We start from the raw sequence: 17,394 nt of genomic DNA, 5'->3' as shown, positions 1-17,394 counted from the left end.
AGGAACCTGAGTGGAGACCTGATGAAGAATCGCCCAGCACTATACGTTTTTACCCCTCCAAAGCCAAGGTGAATGGCCCCCTCAGCGGGGTTGCAATGCCCGGCGCCCTTGCTGGATCAGGCGCGAGGAGATCTGCTTGTGCAGCCCCCGCTCCAGCACCCAGCGGTGCCAGTAGAGGCGCTCGACCAGGTGATTGTCCGGGCAGAGATCGAGCAGTAGCCCCTGGGCCAGCTGCTGGCGGATCTGCAGCTCGGGGATGAGGCAATAGGCCAGCCCCTGCTCGGCCATGGCGACGAAGGCCTCGGACGAGCGCACCGTGTGGCAGGGATAGCCACCGGGCTCCAGCCCGAAGTGGCGGGCCATGAAGCTCACATGCATGTCGTCCCGCTGATCGAAGGCCACCGCCGGCGCCTTGGCCAGCGCCGCCGCATTGAGCCCCTGGGGAAAGTGGCGGGCGACGAAGGCGGGGCTGGCGGTGAGCAGGTAGTGCATCTCGCCGAGCTCGTCGACGCAGCAGCCGGCCAGCGGCTGGGGCTGGAGGCTGATGGCGCCGAACGCCTGCCCCTCGCGCACCTTGTCGAGGGTGCGGCTCTCGTCATCTACCAGCAGGTTCAGCTCGATGGGGTGTTGCTCCAGCAGGGGGGCCAGGGCGGGCAGGAACCAGGTCGCCAGGCTGTCGGCGTTGATGGCGATGCTGACCCGCACCGGCAGCTGTGGCGCCTCGGGGGAGAGTTCGCCGGCCAATTCCAGCTCGAGCTGGCGCACCTGGCGATAGTGGGCCAGTAGCTTCTGGCCGAGCTCGGTGGCCCGTAGCGGCTGGCTGCGAATGATCAGCGGCTCGGCAAATTGCTGCTCCAGCTGCTTGATGCGCTGGGAGATGGCGGACTGGGTGAGGTGCAGACGCTGGGCGGCCCGCTCGAAGTTTTGCTCCTGCATCACCGCATCCAGCGCGAGCAGCAGCTTGTAGTCCAGAGCTTTCATCAGTATTCCTTATCAATCCGGTGATTCAAGAAAATATGCTACTGAATCCAGGGGCTGGCAACAAGGCCGGGCAGGGCACAGGGGCGGTGCTGGCTGCCGGGGTGAGGGGTCGGTCACTGTGATAAGTGACAGTAGCCATGAAATGAGATTCATTGGATACTCATTCGGTCCGTTTTTGCATGGGGTGGAAACGGGCCATAGCGAGAGTTTTGGTCCCGGGCAGCGTCCCGGGATTTTTTTATGGGGGTGAAGCCGGAGAGTATCGCCCGCCGGCCGATGTATGGGGTGAGTGCCAGAGGTCAGCGCTCACTGTACCGGCCTATGGGGCCAGAGTTAGAGAGTGGCGAGCGCCTCGCCGGCAGGCGCATAGCACTCGCGCAGGGGCCGGTTGATGGCGCGCTCGAAGCGCTCGTCCAGCAGGAAGCGGATGCCGACCCCGCGCACGGCCCCCAGATCCACCGCCTGGCGGTGGCCGAGCCGCTCGATGGGCAGGCCAAGGCGGCGGAAGATCCGCTCCACCGGCAGGCTGACCACGGCGACCAGCTCCCGGATCCCCTGCTCCCTGGCGAAGGCATAGACCTCGCGGAAGATGACGCAGGTCAACTCGCTGATGCCGTTGTCGAGCCTGGGGGCCCGGTCGGCGTCGATGGCGAGGCGGGTCAGCTCCCAGACGTCGGCGCTGCGCGGCGCCAGTTCGCCCGCGAGGGCGCTGGGGAAAATGCTGGGCAGCATGTAGTCCTGAGCGCAACTGAGCAGCCGGATACAGCCGCACAGGCCCTGCTCATCCTCAACCAATACCCAGTGGGTATCCGGCTTGTCGAAGCTGTCCCGCTCCAGACCCCGATGAGATTCCACATCCCAGCCGAGCCGATCGGAGAAGACGCGCTTGCGAAAACGATAAAGCTCGTTTTCGACTTCCCATTTGGGGTGTTCTTTCAATTTTCCTTTGAAAACAAGCATTCATGTCTCTCCATTTCATGGTTCGGCGCTATAATCCAAGGCCTTGGCCAGGGGGGCTAGCCTATGACACGCGACCAACTGCTTGAGTATCTGGAACATTTCACGCTGGTGACCGATGGGGACCGGCTGGCCGAGTTGATCGGCCGTTTCACTCTGGGGATGGGCTACGACTACTACCGTTTTGCGCTCATCCTGCCCATGTCGATGCAAAGGCCCAAGGTGGTGTTGTTCAATCAGTGCCCGGATTCCTGGGTGCAGGCCTACACGGTGAACAACATGCTGGCCTGCGATCCCATCATCCAGCTCGCCCGCCGGCAGACCCTGCCCATCTACTGGAATCAACTGGACGAAAAGGCGCGCTTCCTGCAAGAGGGCAGCATGGACGTGATGGGGCTGGCGGCGGAGTTCGGGCTGCGCAACGGCATCTCCTTCCCGCTGCACGGGGCGGCGGGGGAGAACGGCATACTGTCGTTTATCACCGCCGAGCGGGCCTCGAGCGATCTGCTGCTGGCGTCCTCGCCCATCCTCTCCTGGATGTCCAACTACATCTTCGAGGCGGCGATCCGGATCGTGCGGCTCAGCCTGCGGGAAGACGATCCGCAAGAGGCCCTGACCGATCGGGAGACCGAGTGCCTGTTCTGGGCCAGCGAGGGGAAGACCTCGAGCGAGATCGCCTGCATCCTCGGGATCACGGAGCGCACCGTGAACTACCACCTCAATCAGGTGACCCGCAAGACGGGCTCCATGAACCGCTATCAGGCCGTCGCCAAGGGGGTGAGCAGCGGCATTCTGATCCCGAATCTGGAGCAGGTGGTGGTCACCAATTTCCCCAAGCTGTGGCAATGATCCTCGCCGGCTGAGCGACGACCCGCGGTGACCAGCCGTGGTCAGCTTCCACCTTTCCATGCCGCCGCCGCGTTCTCTGGGTGGCCGCGTCATGGTCGCTCAGTCGGCTGGCTCATCCTCGGGCCACTCCTGCCCGCGTTGACGTAATCACTCTACCGATTCTCGGGGCGGGAGGAGGGCCTCACAATTGTCAGATCCTGCAATTGACAGCCCGCCATAAAGAGCGTCAGGGCTCTCATCATCAGATTTTTGAATGCATCAGAAAATTAATGAATTTCTCTGATTGCTTTGCCTCCCTTATAGTGCCGTCCATCATCGACACAGGGACGTTTTTTCCATGCTCGCGACCACACTGCAAGGCTTTACCCTCGGCCTCGCCATGATCATCCCCATCGGCGCCCAGAATGCTTTCGTGCTGAGTCGGGGCATCCATCGCAACCACCACCTGCTGGCGGCCACGCTCTGCTGCCTGTGCGATCTCGTGCTGATCGGCATTGGGGTATTCGGCGGGGCCAATCTGCTGGCGGCCAGCCCCGTCGGACTGGCGTTGCTGACCTGGGGGGGCGTGCTGTTTCTCGGCTGGTTTGGCATTCGTTCCCTGCGCAGCGCCTGGCGCGGGCAGGGGGCCAAGCTGGCGGATTCCCCCCGGCTGATGGGGGTCAAGAGCGTGCTGGCCATGACGCTCGGGGTGACCCTGCTCAACCCCCATGTCTACCTGGATACCTTGATGCTGCTGGGCTCCTTCGGCAGCCAGTTTGCCGAGTCGCTGCGGCCGGCCTTCGCGGCGGGGGCCATGCTGGCGTCCGTGGTGTGGTTCTACAGTCTGGCGTTCGGGGCGGCGGCGTTGTCTCCCTGGCTTGCCCGGGGCAGGGTGCAGCAAGCCATTGATATGGTTGTCGGTATTGTCATGCTGGGGTTGGCATTGCAGCTGGCGAGGGGGGCGCTCATGGTCTCATAAGACTATTTATGTGCCGCGCTTCATAAAAATTAATGTCGGTGCCATCTGCTGACATATTCGTCTGTTAAATTCCCGTCGCTGGTACAGCGTTACTCATAATAATAGGGAAAAGACAGTGAATAAAACTATGAAGCTAGGTGCTATTGCAACCATAGTGCTGTTGTCTGCCTGCAGCAGTGACAACGACAGCAAGGCGCAGCCGGGGACCGTCTCCCTGCGCCTGATCCAGACCTCTGATATCCACTCCAACGTGCTGGGCTATGACTACTACCAGAACAAGGAGGACCGCAAGTTTGGCCTCTCCCGCACCGCCCTGCTGATCCGGGCGGCCCGCGCCGAAAACCCCAACAACCTGCTGCTCGACAACGGCGACCTGATCCAGGGCACGCCGCTGGCGGACTACATCTTCGAGCAGTCTGGTGCCGGCTACCTCGAGAAACAGGCTCACCCCGTGTTCAAGGCCATGAACGAGCTCGGCTATGACGCCGGCAACCTCGGCAACCACGAGTTCAACTACGGCCTGGATTACCTCGGCAAGGTGCTGGCGGGGGCCAAGTTCCCCTATGTGAACGCCAACGTGTTCGAGGCCGGCGCCTTCAAGCGTGATGCGAAGGGGCAAGTAGACTGGAGCGGCAACAAGTTCACCCCCTACCTGCTGCTGGATCGTCAGGTGACGGATGACAAGGGCCAGTCCCAGACCGTCAAGGTCGGCATCCTGGGGCTGACGCCGCCCCAGGTGCTGCAGTGGGACAAACGCCACCTGGAAGGCAAAGTGGTGGTGGCTGACATGGTCGAGACCGCCAATCACTACGTGCCCGAGCTGCGCGCCAAGGGCGCCGATCTGGTGATAGTGGTCGCCCACACCGGCATCAATGCCAACAGCTACGAGGCCATGATGGAGAACTCCGCCTGGCATCTGGCCAAGGTGAAGGGAGTCGACGCCCTGATGCTGGGACATGCCCACAAGAACTTCCCCGGCGACTTCCCGGATCTGCCGGAGGTGGACAACCAGGCCGGCACCCTGAGCGGTATTCCGACCGTGATGCCCGGCTACTGGGGCAACCACCTCGGCATCATCGATCTCAAGCTGGAGCAGGTGGATGGCAAGTGGCAGGTGAAGCAGAGCCAGGCCAGCCTGCGCAAGATCGACTCAAGCGAAGGCAGCGCCGTGGATCAGCAGGTCGTGGATCTGGTGCAGGCGGATCACGACGCCACCAACCAATGGCTGGATGAGCCGCTCGGCAAGATCACTTCCCCCATCCACAGCTTCTTCGCCCTGGTGCAGGACGATCCCTCCGTCCAGCTGGTGAGCGATGCCCAGCGCAAGCACGCCGAGCAGTTGCAACAAGACGGTCTGCTCAAGGAGTCCTACCCCATCTTGTCGGTGGCAGCCCCTTTCCGCGGTGGTCGCAACGGCATCAATGACTTCACCTATGTGGCCCAGGGCGACATCTCCCTGCGCAACGTCTCCGACCTCTACATCTACCCGAACACCCTGCAGGTGGTCGAGGTGAACGGTGCCACCGTCAAGGAGTGGCTGGAGATGAGCGCGGGCCAGTTCAACAAGATAGACGCGGGTCAGACCGGGGTGCAGTGGCTGGTGAACGAGAACTTCCCCACCTACAACTTCGACGTGATCGACGGGGTGAACTACGAGGTGGACATCACCCAGCCGGCCCGTTACAGCAAGGAAGGCGCCAAGGTGAGCGACGGCCAGCGCATCAGCGGCCTGACCTTCAACGGCCAGCCGGTGGATCCGGCCCAGAAGTTCTACGTGGTGACCAACAACTACCGCGCCAGCGGCGGCGGTCACTTCCCGGGCATAGATGGCAGAAACATAGTCCACGAAGATCCCTTCGAGACGCGGGAGATCATCGCCCAGTACCTGAAGTCCCAGTCCGCCGACAATCCGGGCGGCTTCAGCCCGGCGGCCAACAACAACTGGCACATGAAGGCGCTGCCCGCTGGCGTGGACGTGCGGCTCTACTCCTCACCGAGTGCCGAGGCCAAGGCCTTGGCGGGGGCGGATCTGGCCTACCAGTCCACCCTGCCGATGGATGACGCCAAGCACCCCGGCTACGCCATCTACCGCCTGATCCGCCAATAAACACGGCGCTAGGCAGATAAAAAAAGCCCTCGTCATGCGAGGGCTTTTTCGTTGGGGAGGGGCCTTAGTAGAAACCCGCATCGTCCGGGTTGGGGCGGGTCTTGAAGCGGCGGTGCAGCCACATGTACTGCTCGGGGGCACGGCGCACCGCGGATTCGATCTCCCGGTTGGCACGGCTGGCATCGGCCATATCATCGCCGCTCGGGTAGCCGTCCAGCGGCGCCCCTATGTGCAGGGTATAACCCTCCTGGGTGCGGATGTTGTAGCAGGGCAGGGTGACGGTGTTCTTGACCCGGGCCAGGGTGGCGGTGCCGGTGATGGTGGCCGCCTGCTCCACCGCGAAGTAGGGCACGAACACGCTGGCGTGGGAACCGTAGTCGTGATCCGGCGCGTACCAGAGCGCGTCGCCGTTGCGCAGCGCCTTGATCATCCCCTTCACATCCATGCGGTCCACCAGGTATTTGTTGGAGGCGCAGCGACCATGGTACTGGGCATACTCCAGCACCGGATTGGTGTTGGGGCGGTAGACGCCGACCCCGGGCCGCACCAGCCCGAAGCAGCGTGCATTGAGTTCCAGCGTGAGGAAGTGGCAGGAGAGCAGCAGCATGCCCTGACCCTGTTCGGCGGCCGCGATGACATGCTCTTCCCCTTCCACCTTCATCAGGCGACGCACCCGCCAGTCCGGCCAGAACCAGGCCATGCCCACCTCGAAGATGGCGCAGCCCACGCTCTCGAAGTTCTGTACCAGCAGGGTCTCACGCTGGTCGCGACTGAGCTCGGGCAGGGCCAGCTCCAGATTGCGGCGGGCTATCTTGACGCGGGATTTCAACAGCTTGCGGGCCAGGGTGCCGAGCTGGCGCCCCAGCCACATCTGGCTGCGCCAGGGCAGCAGCACCAGCAGCCAGAGCAGGCTGAGCCCGAGCCAGCTGCCCCAGTAACGGGGATGGAACAGACGGGGTTCGAGGCGGGGAGCATGTTCTTGGGCCATGAAGAGTCTCTTGTTCTCAATCGCAAATCAGCAGGGTGCCAAGCCGAACGGGGAAAGACAAAGGCAGACGGATGTCCCGTTCGGATAACTTGACGCGCAATTTGAGGATTCTATCCGAAAAGGGGGGGCGGGTGCGAATTGCCTCATCTGGTCAGAGGGGTCGCCGGCGTCTGATTGGCATGGCAGGAACTGTCACTATGGGTTTCCCACTGGAAACGACAGATTTGCTTTTTCTACACCCTATAAAAGAGTGTGATAAAATCCGGGACTGAATTTTTCAGGTTTTGAGAGCCGATACAGATGAAGATCACCCTGCCCGAATTTGAAAAAGCCCGCGTTCTGGTCGTTGGCGATGTCATGTTGGATCGCTATTGGCATGGCCCCACCGGCCGGATCTCCCCCGAGGCCCCGGTGCCCGTGGTCAAGGTTGAACACATCGAGGAGCGCCCGGGTGGCGCCGCCAACGTGGCCCTCAACTCCGCCGCACTCGGCGCCCACGCCGTGCTGCTGGGGCTGACCGGTCAGGATGAAGCCGCCGATGCGCTGGCTGGCCAGATGGCGGGGGTCAAGGTTGCCTGTGATTTCGTGCGCCTGACCGACTACCCGACCATCACCAAGCTGCGGGTGCTGTCGCGCAACCAGCAACTGCTGCGCCTCGACTTCGAAGAGGCCTTTCACGACGTCGACGCCAGCCTGCTGATGGGCAAGGTCGAGCAGGCCCTGCCCCAGGCCGACGTGATGATCCTTTCCGACTATGGCAAGGGTGCCCTCAACGACGTACCGGGCATGATCAAGCGCGCCCGCGCCGCCGGCATTCCCGTGCTGGTGGATCCCAAGGGGACCGAGTTCGAGAAGTATCGTGGTGCCACCCTGCTGACCCCCAACATGTCCGAGTTCGAGGCCGTGGTGGGCAAGGTGAAGAGCGAGGACGAGCTGGTCGCCAAGGGGCTGGAGCTGGTCGAGCGCTTCGAGCTGGACGCCCTGCTGGTGACCCGCTCCGAGAATGGCATGACCCTGATCCGCCGGGGCCAGCCCGAGCTGCACCTGCCGGCCCAGGCCCACGAGGTCTATGACGTGACAGGTGCCGGTGACACCGTCATCTCCACCCTGGCCACCTCCCTGGCCGCCGGCATGAGTCTGGACGAGGCCTGCGCCCTGGCCAACACCGCCGCCGGCATCGTCGTCGGCAAGCTGGGGACTTCCACCGTCAGCCCGGTGGAACTCGCCAACGCGCTCTACACCGAGCAGGAGACCGGCTTTGGCGTCATGTCCGAGGCCCAGCTCAAGGTCGCCGTGCGGGCGGCTCGCCTGCGGGGCGAGAAGGTGGTGATGACCAACGGCTGCTTCGACATCCTGCACGCCGGTCATGTCTCCTATCTGGCCAACGCCGGCAAGCTGGGGGATCGCCTGATCGTGGCGGTCAACACCGATGATTCCGTGCGTCGCCTGAAGGGACCGGGTCGTCCGGTCAACCCGACCGAGCGCCGCATGACGGTGCTGGCGGCGCTGGGCGCCGTGGACTGGGTGGTGCCGTTCGCCGAGGATACTCCCCAACGGCTGATCGCCGAGATCCTGCCAGACCTGCTGGTCAAGGGCGGCGATTACAAGCCCGAAGAGATCGCCGGTTACGCCGAGGTGACCGCCAACGGCGGTGAGGTGCGGGTGCTGAACTTCGAGGATGGCTGCTCCACCAGCGACATCATCAAGACCATCCGCGAGCGCGGTTAAGCTCCGGTAGCGAAAACCCGGCCAAGGCCGGGCTGTGCACGGCGGTTATCGCCGCGCACCCGCGGACAACAAAAAGGCGACCCTCGGGTCGCCTTTTGCATGTCGTGAGTCAGGCTCAGGACTTGGTCGTTACCTGGGCGGCGGGCACCAGCCCCTGGTTCACGTCTTCCAGATCCTTCTGCTCCAGCGTGCCTGCGGCCTGCTTGAGGGCGAGGATGCTGAGGATGTAGTTGTAGCGCGCTTCGGAGAGCTTCTGCTTGGCTTCGTACAGCTTGCGGGTCGAGTCCAGCACGTCGACTATGGTACGGGTGCCGACCTCGTAACCGGCCTCGGTCGCCTTCAGGGCGCTGTCGGCAGAGATGACGGACTGGCTGTAGGCGCGTACCGAGCCGATGCTGGCATTGACGTTGTTGTAGGAAGAACGCACCGTGCTCTGCACCGAGCGGAAGCTGCGCTCCAGCTGCTCGCTGGCGGCCACGTAGTTGAACTGTGCCTGCTTGACCTGGGAGGTGGTGGCGCCACCGGTGTAGATAGGCAGGTTGAAGTTCAGCCCTATGTTGCCCTGATTGCTGTTGCTGTCCGGGTTGCGGATCTCGTCCTTGTAGTCGTTGTAGCCGGCGGTGAGGCCGGCGCCGAGATCCAGGGTCGGTTCATGGCCGGTCTTGGCGAGATCGATCTGCTCCTTGGCGATGTCCTTGCCGATACGGGCGCTGTGCAGCTCCAGGTTCTTGTCCAGGGCCAGCTCCAGCCACTTGTCGGAGTTGAACGGCGTCTTCTGCGGGGCGAAGCGGGCGGTGTTGAGCACGTCCAGCTGGCGGTGATCGATACCGGTCAACTCACGCAGGCTCTCGTAGCTGTTGTCCAGGGTGTTCTCGGCATTGATCTCGTCTGCCAGCGCCTGATCACGCTCGGCCTCGGCTTCATGCACGTCGGTGATGGCGGTCAGGCCCACTTCGAACCGCTGCTGGGTCTGTTCCAGCTGACGCTCGACGGCGACCTTGTTGGCCCGCACGAACTCCAGGGTATCCATCGCCTTGAGCACGTCGAAATAGGCCTGGGCGGTGCGCAGCATCAGGTTCTGGATCTCGAGGTTGTAGCCAACGTCAGATTGGGTGGCACTCTTCTCGGTCAGGTCCAGGTTGACCCAGTTGCTGCGGCGGTAGACGGACTGATCCAGGGTGACGGAGCCGGTGGCACCGCTGTTGGTCATGGTGTCGTTTTTGTTCTGCAGATAGTTCAGGCCGGCACCCAGGTTGATCTGTGGCAGCAGGGCGGCGCGTGATTCGTTGATCTTCTCGAAGGCTTGATCCCGTCTCGCCTTGGACTCCAGCAGCTGGGTGTCCTTGATCTGGGCCTGTTGGTAAATCTCGAGCAGGTTTTCGGCATGAGCACCGGAGCTCACACCCAGCATCACCATGACTGACAAGAGTGTTCTTTTCATATGATTGTTTTAACCTTATTTATCAACCCAAAGCTGTCCGCTGGCTGAAGAGGGGGGATTGTCACCGACCGAGCTTGATTTCAGCTTAACCACTCTACTATAAGCAGAATTTAATGCGAACTGTCTCTTTTCCAGTAACGGGAACGTCAAGGAACAGGGGCGTTTTTCTCGGCAACGCGCCTAGCCAAATGTCCTGTGGCTGCTAAAATCCATCCCTCATCGTCGGCGAGAACGAGTGAATGAATGTTCATTCATGTTCCCGAATATTATGGTCAAACCTAGCCAAGTCAAGCCGGCAGGAGCGTCGTATGTCACAGCAAGCCTTGCCTCAAACCAGCCACTATTCCGGTGACGATGTGAAAATCATCGATAAATCATCTGGATACAACGGTTTTTTCAAGATCAATGTTTACCGTCTGCAGCACAGGTTATTTGCCGGTGGCTGGAATGAGCCCATCGTCCGCGAGCTGTTCGAACGGGGTCACGCCGGTGCCTTGCTGCCCTATGATCCGGTGCGCGATCAGATAGTGCTGGTGGAGCAGTTCAGGATCGGCGCCATGGAGACCAGCCCCACCCCCTGGCTGCTGGAGCTGGTGGCCGGCATCATAGACGAGGGGGAGACCGCCGAAGCCGTGGTGCGCCGCGAAGCGGTGGAAGAGGCCGGCCTCGAGGTGGGTCGTTGCGAGCATGCCATCAGCTATATGGTGAGCCCGGGCGGCAGCACCGAGCGGATCGAAGTCTTTGTCGGCGAGGTCGATGCCAGCAAGGCCGGGGGGATCCACGGTCTGGCGGAAGAGGGTGAAGATATCCGGGTGCACGTGGTGAGCCGCGAGCAGGCCTATGCCTGGCTGAAAGAGGGTCGCATCGACAACGCCGCCTCCGTCATCGCCTTGCAGTGGCTGGCGCTCAATCATGCGGATCTGCGGGCCCGCTGGCTGGCGGATCGTTAACATGTCCGTATCATCCGCCAAGCGCCATGTCCCGGATTTGAAGTCCCTGCAGCGGACCTGCGAGGTCAGTTGGCATGATCGTTGGCTGATGGAGGTCTGACATGTCCGTATTATCCGCCAAGCGCCATGTTCCGGACCTGAAGTCCCTGCAGCGGACCTGCGAGGTCAACTATATGGCCTTGATGAAGCTGCTGCCACCGGGGGGCACAGTGGGGGCCGAGCGCCGCTATCAGGTCGGTAACGGCCTGCAGTTTGGGCTCAGCGTCAGCGAGGAGAGCCGCTTCACCAGTCAGGTGATCCTGGCCCAGCACAATCCCGAGTTGCCGAGCTACTTGCAGGCTCGAATCGAGATTCGTTTGTATCACGATGTGCGGATGGCGGAAGTGTGTGCCGCGCAACAGATTTCGATGTTGCAACCACGTTATGATTATCCCAATAAAAAAATGCACCACAGGGATGAAAAAGAGCAGGTAAATCTGTTTCTGGCCGACTGGCTAAAATTTTGTCTCAAACACGGCACCAGCCCGATTAACATCCTCTAGTCGAACTCATAAAAAGAAGCGTGATTTTGGAAACAGAGCTACCCCAGGCGCAGGACGGCAGTGTGCGCCTGTTACAGATTACCGACACCCATCTCTTCGCCAGTGCCGAGGGACGGCTGCTGGCCGTGCGCACCGCCGAGAGTCTGGCCGCCGTGCTGGAGCAGGTGCAGGCGAACGAGCACCCGTTCGACCTGATCCTGGCGACCGGGGATCTCTCCCAGGATCACAGCCCGGAATCCTATCAGCGTTTCGCCTCCATGATGGCGACCCTGGCGCGCCCCATCTACTGGCTGCCCGGCAACCACGATGACGCCCCGCTGATGACCGAATACTTGCATGCGGCCGGGATCAGCGAAGCCAAGCAACTGGTGGGAGATCACTGGCAGGTGATCCTGCTCGATACCCAGGTGCGCGGCAAACCCCACGGCCTGCTCGGCGATCACCAGCTGGCGGCACTGGACAGTGCCCTGCGCCAGCATCCCGAACGGCACGCCCTGATCGCCCTGCACCATCAGGCGGTGCCGGTGGGCTGCGCTTGGCTGGATCAGCACAACCTCAAGAATGCCGACGACCTCTTTGCCGTGTTGGCCCGTCACCCGCAGCAGAAGACCATCTTGTTCGGCCATGTGCACCAGGAGTTTGACGAGGTGCACCAGGGGGTGAGGCTCATCGCCAGCCCCTCTACCTGCATCCAGTTCAAGCCGCTGTCCGACGGTTTCGCGCTGGACGAGTCCGGCCCGGGTTGGCGCTATCTCACCCTGCATCCGGATGGCCGCATTGCCAGCCAGGTGTGGCGGTTGCCGGTGGGGCAGTTCGTGCCCGACCCCAACGCCACCGGGTATTGAGGAGTCCGCCACCATGACCCCGGTTCTGCTGTATCTGCACGGTTTCAACTCATCGCCCGGCTCGGCCAAGGCGCAGCAGATGGCTGCCTGGGTGGCCGAGCACAGGCCCGACATCGAAGTGCTTATCCCGGCCCAGCCCAATACCCCGGCGGCGGCCTGGGAGGCCATCGAAGGCGTCATTGCCGAGGCCAGGGCTCGCCATGATGGCCGCCTCAGGCTAGGTGCCGTGGGCAGCTCCCTCGGCGGCTTTATGGCGACCAGGGTCAGCGAGTTGTACGGCTGCCGCGCGGCCCTGATCAACCCGGCGGTGCGCCCTCACGAGCTGTTGCGTGATTACCTCGGTCCCCAGTGCAATCCCTATACCGACGAGCGCTACGAGCTGCTGCCGACCCACATGGACGAGCTGCGGGCGCTGGCGGTGCAGGTGAGCGCCCCCGAGCGGCTCTGGATCTTGCAACAGCAGGAGGACGAGGTGCTGGATTATCGCAAGGCGCTGGACGAATACCATTTCGCCCGCCTGTCCCTGGAGTGCGGTGGCAACCACGCCTTCGAGGGCTTCGAGCGCTATCCCGCCCAGATAGTTCGCTTCCTCGGGATCTAGCCATGCAACCGCCGTTGGCTGCCTTTCTGGAACAGGTGCTGGCCACGGCCCAGGCCGGGCTCACCTATTCCAAAGACCCCTTCGATATCGGCCGCTTTCAAGCCCTGCGGGAGGCGACGGTGACCCTCATCGCCAGCCAGAGCGAGCTGGATCCCAAGGCCATCGCCGACTGGATAGCGCTCGATAGCGGTTACCCCACCCCCAAGCTGGATGTGCGGGCGCTGATCCTCAATGACGCGGGTCAGCTGCTGCTGGTGCAGGAGTGCAGCGACGGCTGCTGGACCCTGCCTGGGGGCTGGTGCGACATAGGCGACTCACCAGCGGACGCAGTGGTGCGCGAGCTGGTTGAAGAGACGGGCCTTGAGTGCCGCGCCGTGCAACTGCTGGCCCTGTTCGACAAGCTCAAACACCCCCATCCCCCGCAACTGCCCCATGCCCACAAGGCCTTCTTCCTGTGCGAGGTGACGGGCGGAGCGTTGCTCACCGAGACTGACGAGACCCTAGGCGCGGCCTATTTCCCCATCGACGCCCTGCCTCCGCTCTCCCGCCACCGGGTGGTGGAGTCCCAATTGCGCAGCCTTCACGACCATGTGCGGCAGGGGCTGCGTCATACCCTGTTTGACTGACACACCCGGGACGCTGAGCCCGGCGGCAGGAGGCCACATGATCAAGCGCATCGGCAATACCCCCATTCAGGCGAAACACAGAGCCAGCTGTCATTGCGGCGCACTGGTGCTGGAGCTCAGTCTGCCGGATGGTGTGGTGGATCCCCGCCGCTGCGACTGCTCCCTCTGCCGGCGGCGGGGGGCCATAGTCGCCTCGGTGCCGCTCTCCGGCATCCGCATCCTGCAGGGAGAGGAAGTGCTGCGCTGTTACCAGTTCAACACCCGTACCGCCAAGCATTACTTCTGCGGTGTCTGCGGCATCTACACCCATCACCAACGCCGCTCCAACCCGGCCGAGTATGGCTACAACCTGGCCTGCCTCGAGGGGGTCAACCCGTTCGAACTCGGCGAGGTGCCGCTGCGGGACGGGATAAACCACCCGGCGGACCGGTCGTCCTGAGCGAACGGGTGCCATCTGCTTCTGTGGCACGCCCAATGGCTGTGTTAACCTTGGCAAGCCTGCTCCCTGGCAGGCCATCGCCGATCCTTTGTCTTCCTCTACCATAGGGAGCACGCCATTGCCGACCCCTTCAGTGCTGCCCGATCTGATCCTGGGTGCCTCGCTCTACTTTCCGCCGCTGTTCAAGGCCGTGTTACTCGGTCTGCTGGGCTGGTTGCCGGTGCACCATCTGCTGCGTGACTGGCTCTACGGCGGGGAGGTGTGGCACCCCTTGCTGATGGATCTCTCCCTCTTCATCCTCGCCGTCAGCGGCGCCTTATGGATCTTGATGCATGGTTAAATCACCCCTCACGCCCATCCTTGATGGCATCTTATGGATTCTGGTTCATGGTTAAATCCTTCCTCGCGACCCTCAAATATCTCTCCACCCTGCTGGTGTGCGCCCTGGCGCTGGCGGCGGCCTGGTGGCTGTGGAACTACTACATGCAGGGGCCCTGGACCCGGGATGGCAAGGTGCGGGCCGAGTTGATCAGCATCACCCCCGAGGTCTCGGGCAAGATAGTGGCCATTCCGGTGCGGGACAACCAGCTGGTGAAGACGGGGGAGGTGCTGTTCACTCTGGATCCCGAGCCCTACCGGATCGCCCTGGACAACGCCACCGCCACCCTGGCCAAGGCCAAATCGGATCTGGACAAGGCCGAGCACGAGGCGAACCGGCGTCAGAGTCTCTCCCGCACCGTCATCTCCGCCGAGGCCGTCGACGAGGCGCGCCTCAACGCCCAGGCCATGAAGGCGGCCTATCAGGTGGCCGAGGCCAATCTGGAGCAGGCCAAGTGGTCGCTCACCAAGACGACGATCAAGGCGGCGGGGGATGGCTATATCACCAACCTGCAGGCCAGGGTCGGCAACTACGCCAGCGCCGGGGTGCCGCTGGTGGCCTTGGTGGATATCCACTCCTTCTATGTGCAGGGTTATTTCGAGGAGACCAAGCTCAGGCATATCCAGGTGGGGAGACCGGCTGAGGTGATGCTCTACAGCACGGATCAGGTGCTCAAGGGGGAGGTGGAGAGCCTGGGGCGCGCCATTCACGATCAGAGCCTGGAGGGTAGCGACAGCCTGTTGCTGGACGTCAAACCGAACGTGCCCTGGGTCCGGCTGGCCCAGCGCGTGCCGGTGCGGATCCGCCTGTTGGAGGTGCCGCCCGAGCTCGCCCTGATCGCGGGCACGACTTGCACCATCACCCTGGGGGAGTGAGATGAGGGTGTCGCTCTGGCGCCGCACCCCCTGGGGGCAGGCCAGCACAGGCCAGTGGCGCTACGCCTTGCGCAACGCGCTGGCCATGTGCCTGTCCCTCTGGCTGGCCTTCGTACTACAACTGGACTCCCCCTATTGGGCCATGACCTCCGCCGCCGTGGTGAGCTTTCCCACCGTTGGCGGCGTCATCAGCAAGAGCCTGGGGCGGGTGCTGGGCAGCCTCACCGGCGCCCTGGCTGCGGTGGTGATAGCGGGGCTGGGGCTCAGCGATCCCTGGCTGTTCAGCGTCCTCATCGCGCTCTGGCTCGGGTTTTGTACCTACGCCTCCAACCACTACCAGAACAACGTCTCCTACGCCTTCGCCCTGGCGGGCTACACGGCGGCCATCATCGCCTTCGGCTGCGTCAACGTGGACGATCCCCAGCACATCTTCGACATCGCCCAGGCCCGGGTCAGCGAGGTGATCACCGGCATTCTCTGCGGCGCCTTCATGATGATGCTGCTGCCGAGCGCGGGGGACGGGGAGACCCTGCTCGGCTCGTTGCGCACGACCCAGAGCCGCCTGCTGGAGCACGCCCAGCTGCTCTGGCAGCAGCAGGCCGGCGTCGAGGTCCGCCACGCCCACCAGGGTCTCATCAGCCAGATCCTCACCATGAACGTGTTGCGCATCCAGGCGATGTGGAGCCACCACAGGTTCAGGCGCCACAACCGGCTGTTCAACTACCTGCTCCATCGCCAGCTGCGCATGATCGGTCTCATCTCCGGGGTACGCCGCCTGCTGCACAACTGGGAGTCTCCCCCGCCGGAACTGGACGAGCTGCTCGCGGCGCTGCCCAAGGCCCTCGCCGACCCCGGCTGCGACAAGCTGCGCATCGCCCGCCTGCTGGCACCGCTGGCCCGCTCGGGGGATTACCGCGCCCGCACCTTCTGGCAGCGGCTGCGCCAGTTCTGCTGGTGCTATCTGGAGGCCCAGCGCTGGCTGGATCGGTTGGCGGGGGCGCAACAGGAGGATCTCCCGATGCGCTGGCCGGCACCCCCCAGGCTGAGATCCCTCGCCATGCACACCGACAGCTATGAGGCGGCCTACAATGGCGGGCGCACCGCGCTGTGCGTGCTGCTTGGCTGCATCTTCTGGTTCCAGACCCAGTGGGGCTCGGGCAGCTCGGCGCTGACTCTGCTCTCCATCAGCTGCGTGCTCTACTCGGCGGTGCCCGCGCCGCTCAAGAGCGTGACCACCATGTTGCAGGCCATAGTGTTGCTCAGCCTCGGCTGCTTCCTGGTCAAGTTCGGCCTGATGATCCGCCTGGAGGCGCTCTGGCCCTTTCTCATCCTGCTGTTGCCGACCCTGCTGACCATGCAGTTGCTCAAGCAGCAGCGACCGGCATCGGCGGCCCTGTGGGGGCAGCTCATCGTGCTGCTCGGCTCCTTCCTCGCCATCACCAACCCGCCGAGCTACGACTACCAGGACTACATCAACGGCAGCCTCGGCCAGATGCTGGGGGTGATGGTGGCCGGGCTGGGATTCCAGATCCTCAGGCCCAGCTCGGACAGGCGCAAGAGCCGCCGCCTGATCCGCCGCCTGCGGCGGGACTTCATGGATCAGCTGATGCCCTCCCCACGCCAGAGCGAGCACGAATTCGAGTCCAGGGTCTACCACGCGGTCAGCCAGCTCAGTCAGGGTAAGGATCAGCTGGCCCGGCTCTGGGTGTTGCGCTGGGGCGTGGTGCTGCTCAACTGCAGCCACATCGCCTGGCAGCTGCGCCAGTGGCGAGGCAAGGATCCGGCGCTCTATCTGGTGCGGGACGGCTGCCTCCGCTGCCTGAAGGGGATCCTCACCGAGGGGGGCGTGCAACACGACTCCCTCGGCCTCACCCTGGCCGAACTCAGGCGCATCGAGCAGGGGCTGGCCCTGCACCGGGAGCCGGCCGCGCGGGAGCTGGCGGGCCAGGTATGGCGACTCGAAAGCGCCCTCTCCCAGCTGTTGCAGGCCCTGCCGGAGACATCCGACGCCCCCTGAACCCGGAGCGCGCCCTGCCATCCCCTCTGGATCACCCTTTGTGGCCGCCGTATTTGTCGCAATCCCTCCCAAGGGTTAAGATTCCCCCCAAACGTCAATTCGCAAGGCCCT

At 63.2% G+C, this 17,394-nt stretch carries 17 protein-coding genes; 13 read left to right on the top strand and 4 right to left on the bottom strand.

Translation table 11 applies throughout. The features are described from left to right. Positions 1–81: 81 nt before the first annotated feature. Both MM194_RS17770 and MM194_RS17765 read right to left on the bottom strand, forming a co-directional pair. The gene (locus MM194_RS17770) at positions 82–981 is read right to left on the bottom strand and encodes a LysR family transcriptional regulator ArgP (protein WP_241344300.1); all 900 of its coding nucleotides are present in this window, start codon (positions 979–981) and stop codon (positions 82–84) included. Positions 982–1,314: 333 nt separating this feature from the next. Beyond that, positions 1,315–1,941 (bottom strand): acyl-homoserine-lactone synthase, encoded by a 627-nt coding sequence (locus MM194_RS17765; RefSeq protein WP_241344299.1) that lies wholly within the window; start codon positions 1,939–1,941, stop codon positions 1,315–1,317. 63 nt (positions 1,942–2,004) lie between these two features. Here MM194_RS17765 and MM194_RS17760 point away from each other — a divergent pair, with 63 nt between their 5' ends. The 3 genes from MM194_RS17760 to MM194_RS17750 all read left to right on the top strand — a co-directional run bounded on the left by MM194_RS17760 (position 2,005) and on the right by MM194_RS17750 (position 5,852). Further along, positions 2,005–2,787, top strand: a complete 783-nt coding sequence (locus MM194_RS17760; protein WP_033131770.1) for a LuxR family transcriptional regulator — start codon at positions 2,005–2,007, stop codon at positions 2,785–2,787. A gap of 337 nt (positions 2,788–3,124) precedes the next feature. Beyond that, on the top strand, positions 3,125–3,745 hold the full coding sequence (gene lysE / locus MM194_RS17755) for an L-lysine exporter (RefSeq protein WP_241344298.1): 621 nt from the start codon (positions 3,125–3,127) through the stop codon (positions 3,743–3,745). A 127-nt stretch (positions 3,746–3,872) separates the two neighbouring features. Beyond that, positions 3,873–5,852, top strand: coding sequence for a bifunctional 2',3'-cyclic-nucleotide 2'-phosphodiesterase/3'-nucleotidase (locus MM194_RS17750; RefSeq protein ID WP_241344297.1), 1,980 nt, complete (start codon positions 3,873–3,875; stop codon positions 5,850–5,852). 64 nt (positions 5,853–5,916) lie between these two features. Here the strand turns inward: MM194_RS17750 and lpxL are convergent, their stop codons facing one another. Continuing rightward, complete coding sequence (gene lpxL, locus MM194_RS17745; protein WP_241344296.1) at positions 5,917–6,840, bottom strand: LpxL/LpxP family Kdo(2)-lipid IV(A) lauroyl/palmitoleoyl acyltransferase; 924 nt, start codon at positions 6,838–6,840, stop codon at positions 5,917–5,919. Between the two features lie 300 nt (positions 6,841–7,140). Between lpxL and hldE the strand changes: the two genes are divergently transcribed. Next, positions 7,141–8,568: a bifunctional D-glycero-beta-D-manno-heptose-7-phosphate kinase/D-glycero-beta-D-manno-heptose 1-phosphate adenylyltransferase HldE gene (gene hldE, locus MM194_RS17740; protein ID WP_033131774.1), complete on the top strand. Its 1,428-nt coding sequence runs from the start codon at positions 7,141–7,143 to the stop codon at positions 8,566–8,568. Between the two features lie 115 nt (positions 8,569–8,683). On the opposite strand, the gene tolC is transcribed toward hldE, so the two are convergent. Continuing rightward, complete coding sequence (gene tolC, locus MM194_RS17735) at positions 8,684–10,009, bottom strand: outer membrane channel protein TolC (RefSeq protein WP_033131775.1); 1,326 nt, start codon at positions 10,007–10,009, stop codon at positions 8,684–8,686. 308 nt (positions 10,010–10,317) lie between these two features. Here tolC and nudF point away from each other — a divergent pair, with 308 nt between their 5' ends. The 9 genes from nudF (at position 10,318) to MM194_RS17690 (ending at position 17,283) form a co-directional block, all read left to right on the top strand. After that, positions 10,318–10,959 (top strand): ADP-ribose diphosphatase, encoded by a 642-nt coding sequence (gene nudF, locus MM194_RS17730; RefSeq protein ID WP_241344295.1) that lies wholly within the window; start codon positions 10,318–10,320, stop codon positions 10,957–10,959. Positions 10,960–11,060: 101 nt separating this feature from the next. Next, entirely contained in the window at positions 11,061–11,501 is a 441-nt protein-coding gene (locus tag MM194_RS17725; protein WP_033131777.1) for a DUF1249 domain-containing protein, read from the top strand. Between the two features lie 26 nt (positions 11,502–11,527). Continuing rightward, positions 11,528–12,346 (top strand): 3',5'-cyclic-AMP phosphodiesterase, encoded by an 819-nt coding sequence (cpdA, locus tag MM194_RS17720; RefSeq protein ID WP_033131778.1) that lies wholly within the window; start codon positions 11,528–11,530, stop codon positions 12,344–12,346. Between the two features lie 13 nt (positions 12,347–12,359). Further along, positions 12,360–12,947, top strand: a complete 588-nt coding sequence (locus tag MM194_RS17715; RefSeq protein ID WP_241344294.1) for a YqiA/YcfP family alpha/beta fold hydrolase — start codon at positions 12,360–12,362, stop codon at positions 12,945–12,947. Positions 12,948–12,949: 2 nt separating this feature from the next. After that, positions 12,950–13,573 (top strand): NUDIX hydrolase, encoded by a 624-nt coding sequence (locus MM194_RS17710; protein ID WP_241344293.1) that lies wholly within the window; start codon positions 12,950–12,952, stop codon positions 13,571–13,573. A gap of 37 nt (positions 13,574–13,610) precedes the next feature. Next, positions 13,611–14,012, top strand: a complete 402-nt coding sequence (locus MM194_RS17705) for a GFA family protein (protein ID WP_241344292.1) — start codon at positions 13,611–13,613, stop codon at positions 14,010–14,012. Between the two features lie 118 nt (positions 14,013–14,130). Beyond that, positions 14,131–14,352 (top strand): DUF1656 domain-containing protein, encoded by a 222-nt coding sequence (locus MM194_RS17700; protein ID WP_241344291.1) that lies wholly within the window; start codon positions 14,131–14,133, stop codon positions 14,350–14,352. Between the two features lie 47 nt (positions 14,353–14,399). Continuing rightward, positions 14,400–15,266 carry an HlyD family secretion protein gene (locus MM194_RS17695; protein ID WP_241344290.1) on the top strand — a complete coding sequence of 289 codons (867 nt, stop codon included), beginning with the start codon at positions 14,400–14,402 and terminating at the stop codon, positions 15,264–15,266. A 1-nt stretch (position 15,267) separates the two neighbouring features. After that, positions 15,268–17,283, top strand: a complete 2,016-nt coding sequence (locus MM194_RS17690; protein ID WP_241344289.1) for an FUSC family protein — start codon at positions 15,268–15,270, stop codon at positions 17,281–17,283. The last annotated feature ends 111 nt before the right edge of the window (positions 17,284–17,394 follow it).

It is taken from the genome of Aeromonas sp. MR16 (assembly GCF_022549315.1).
Taxonomy (GTDB): Bacteria; Pseudomonadota; Gammaproteobacteria; order Enterobacterales; family Aeromonadaceae; genus Aeromonas; species Aeromonas aquatica.
This window is presented reverse-complemented; position numbering and strand designations above follow the sequence as displayed.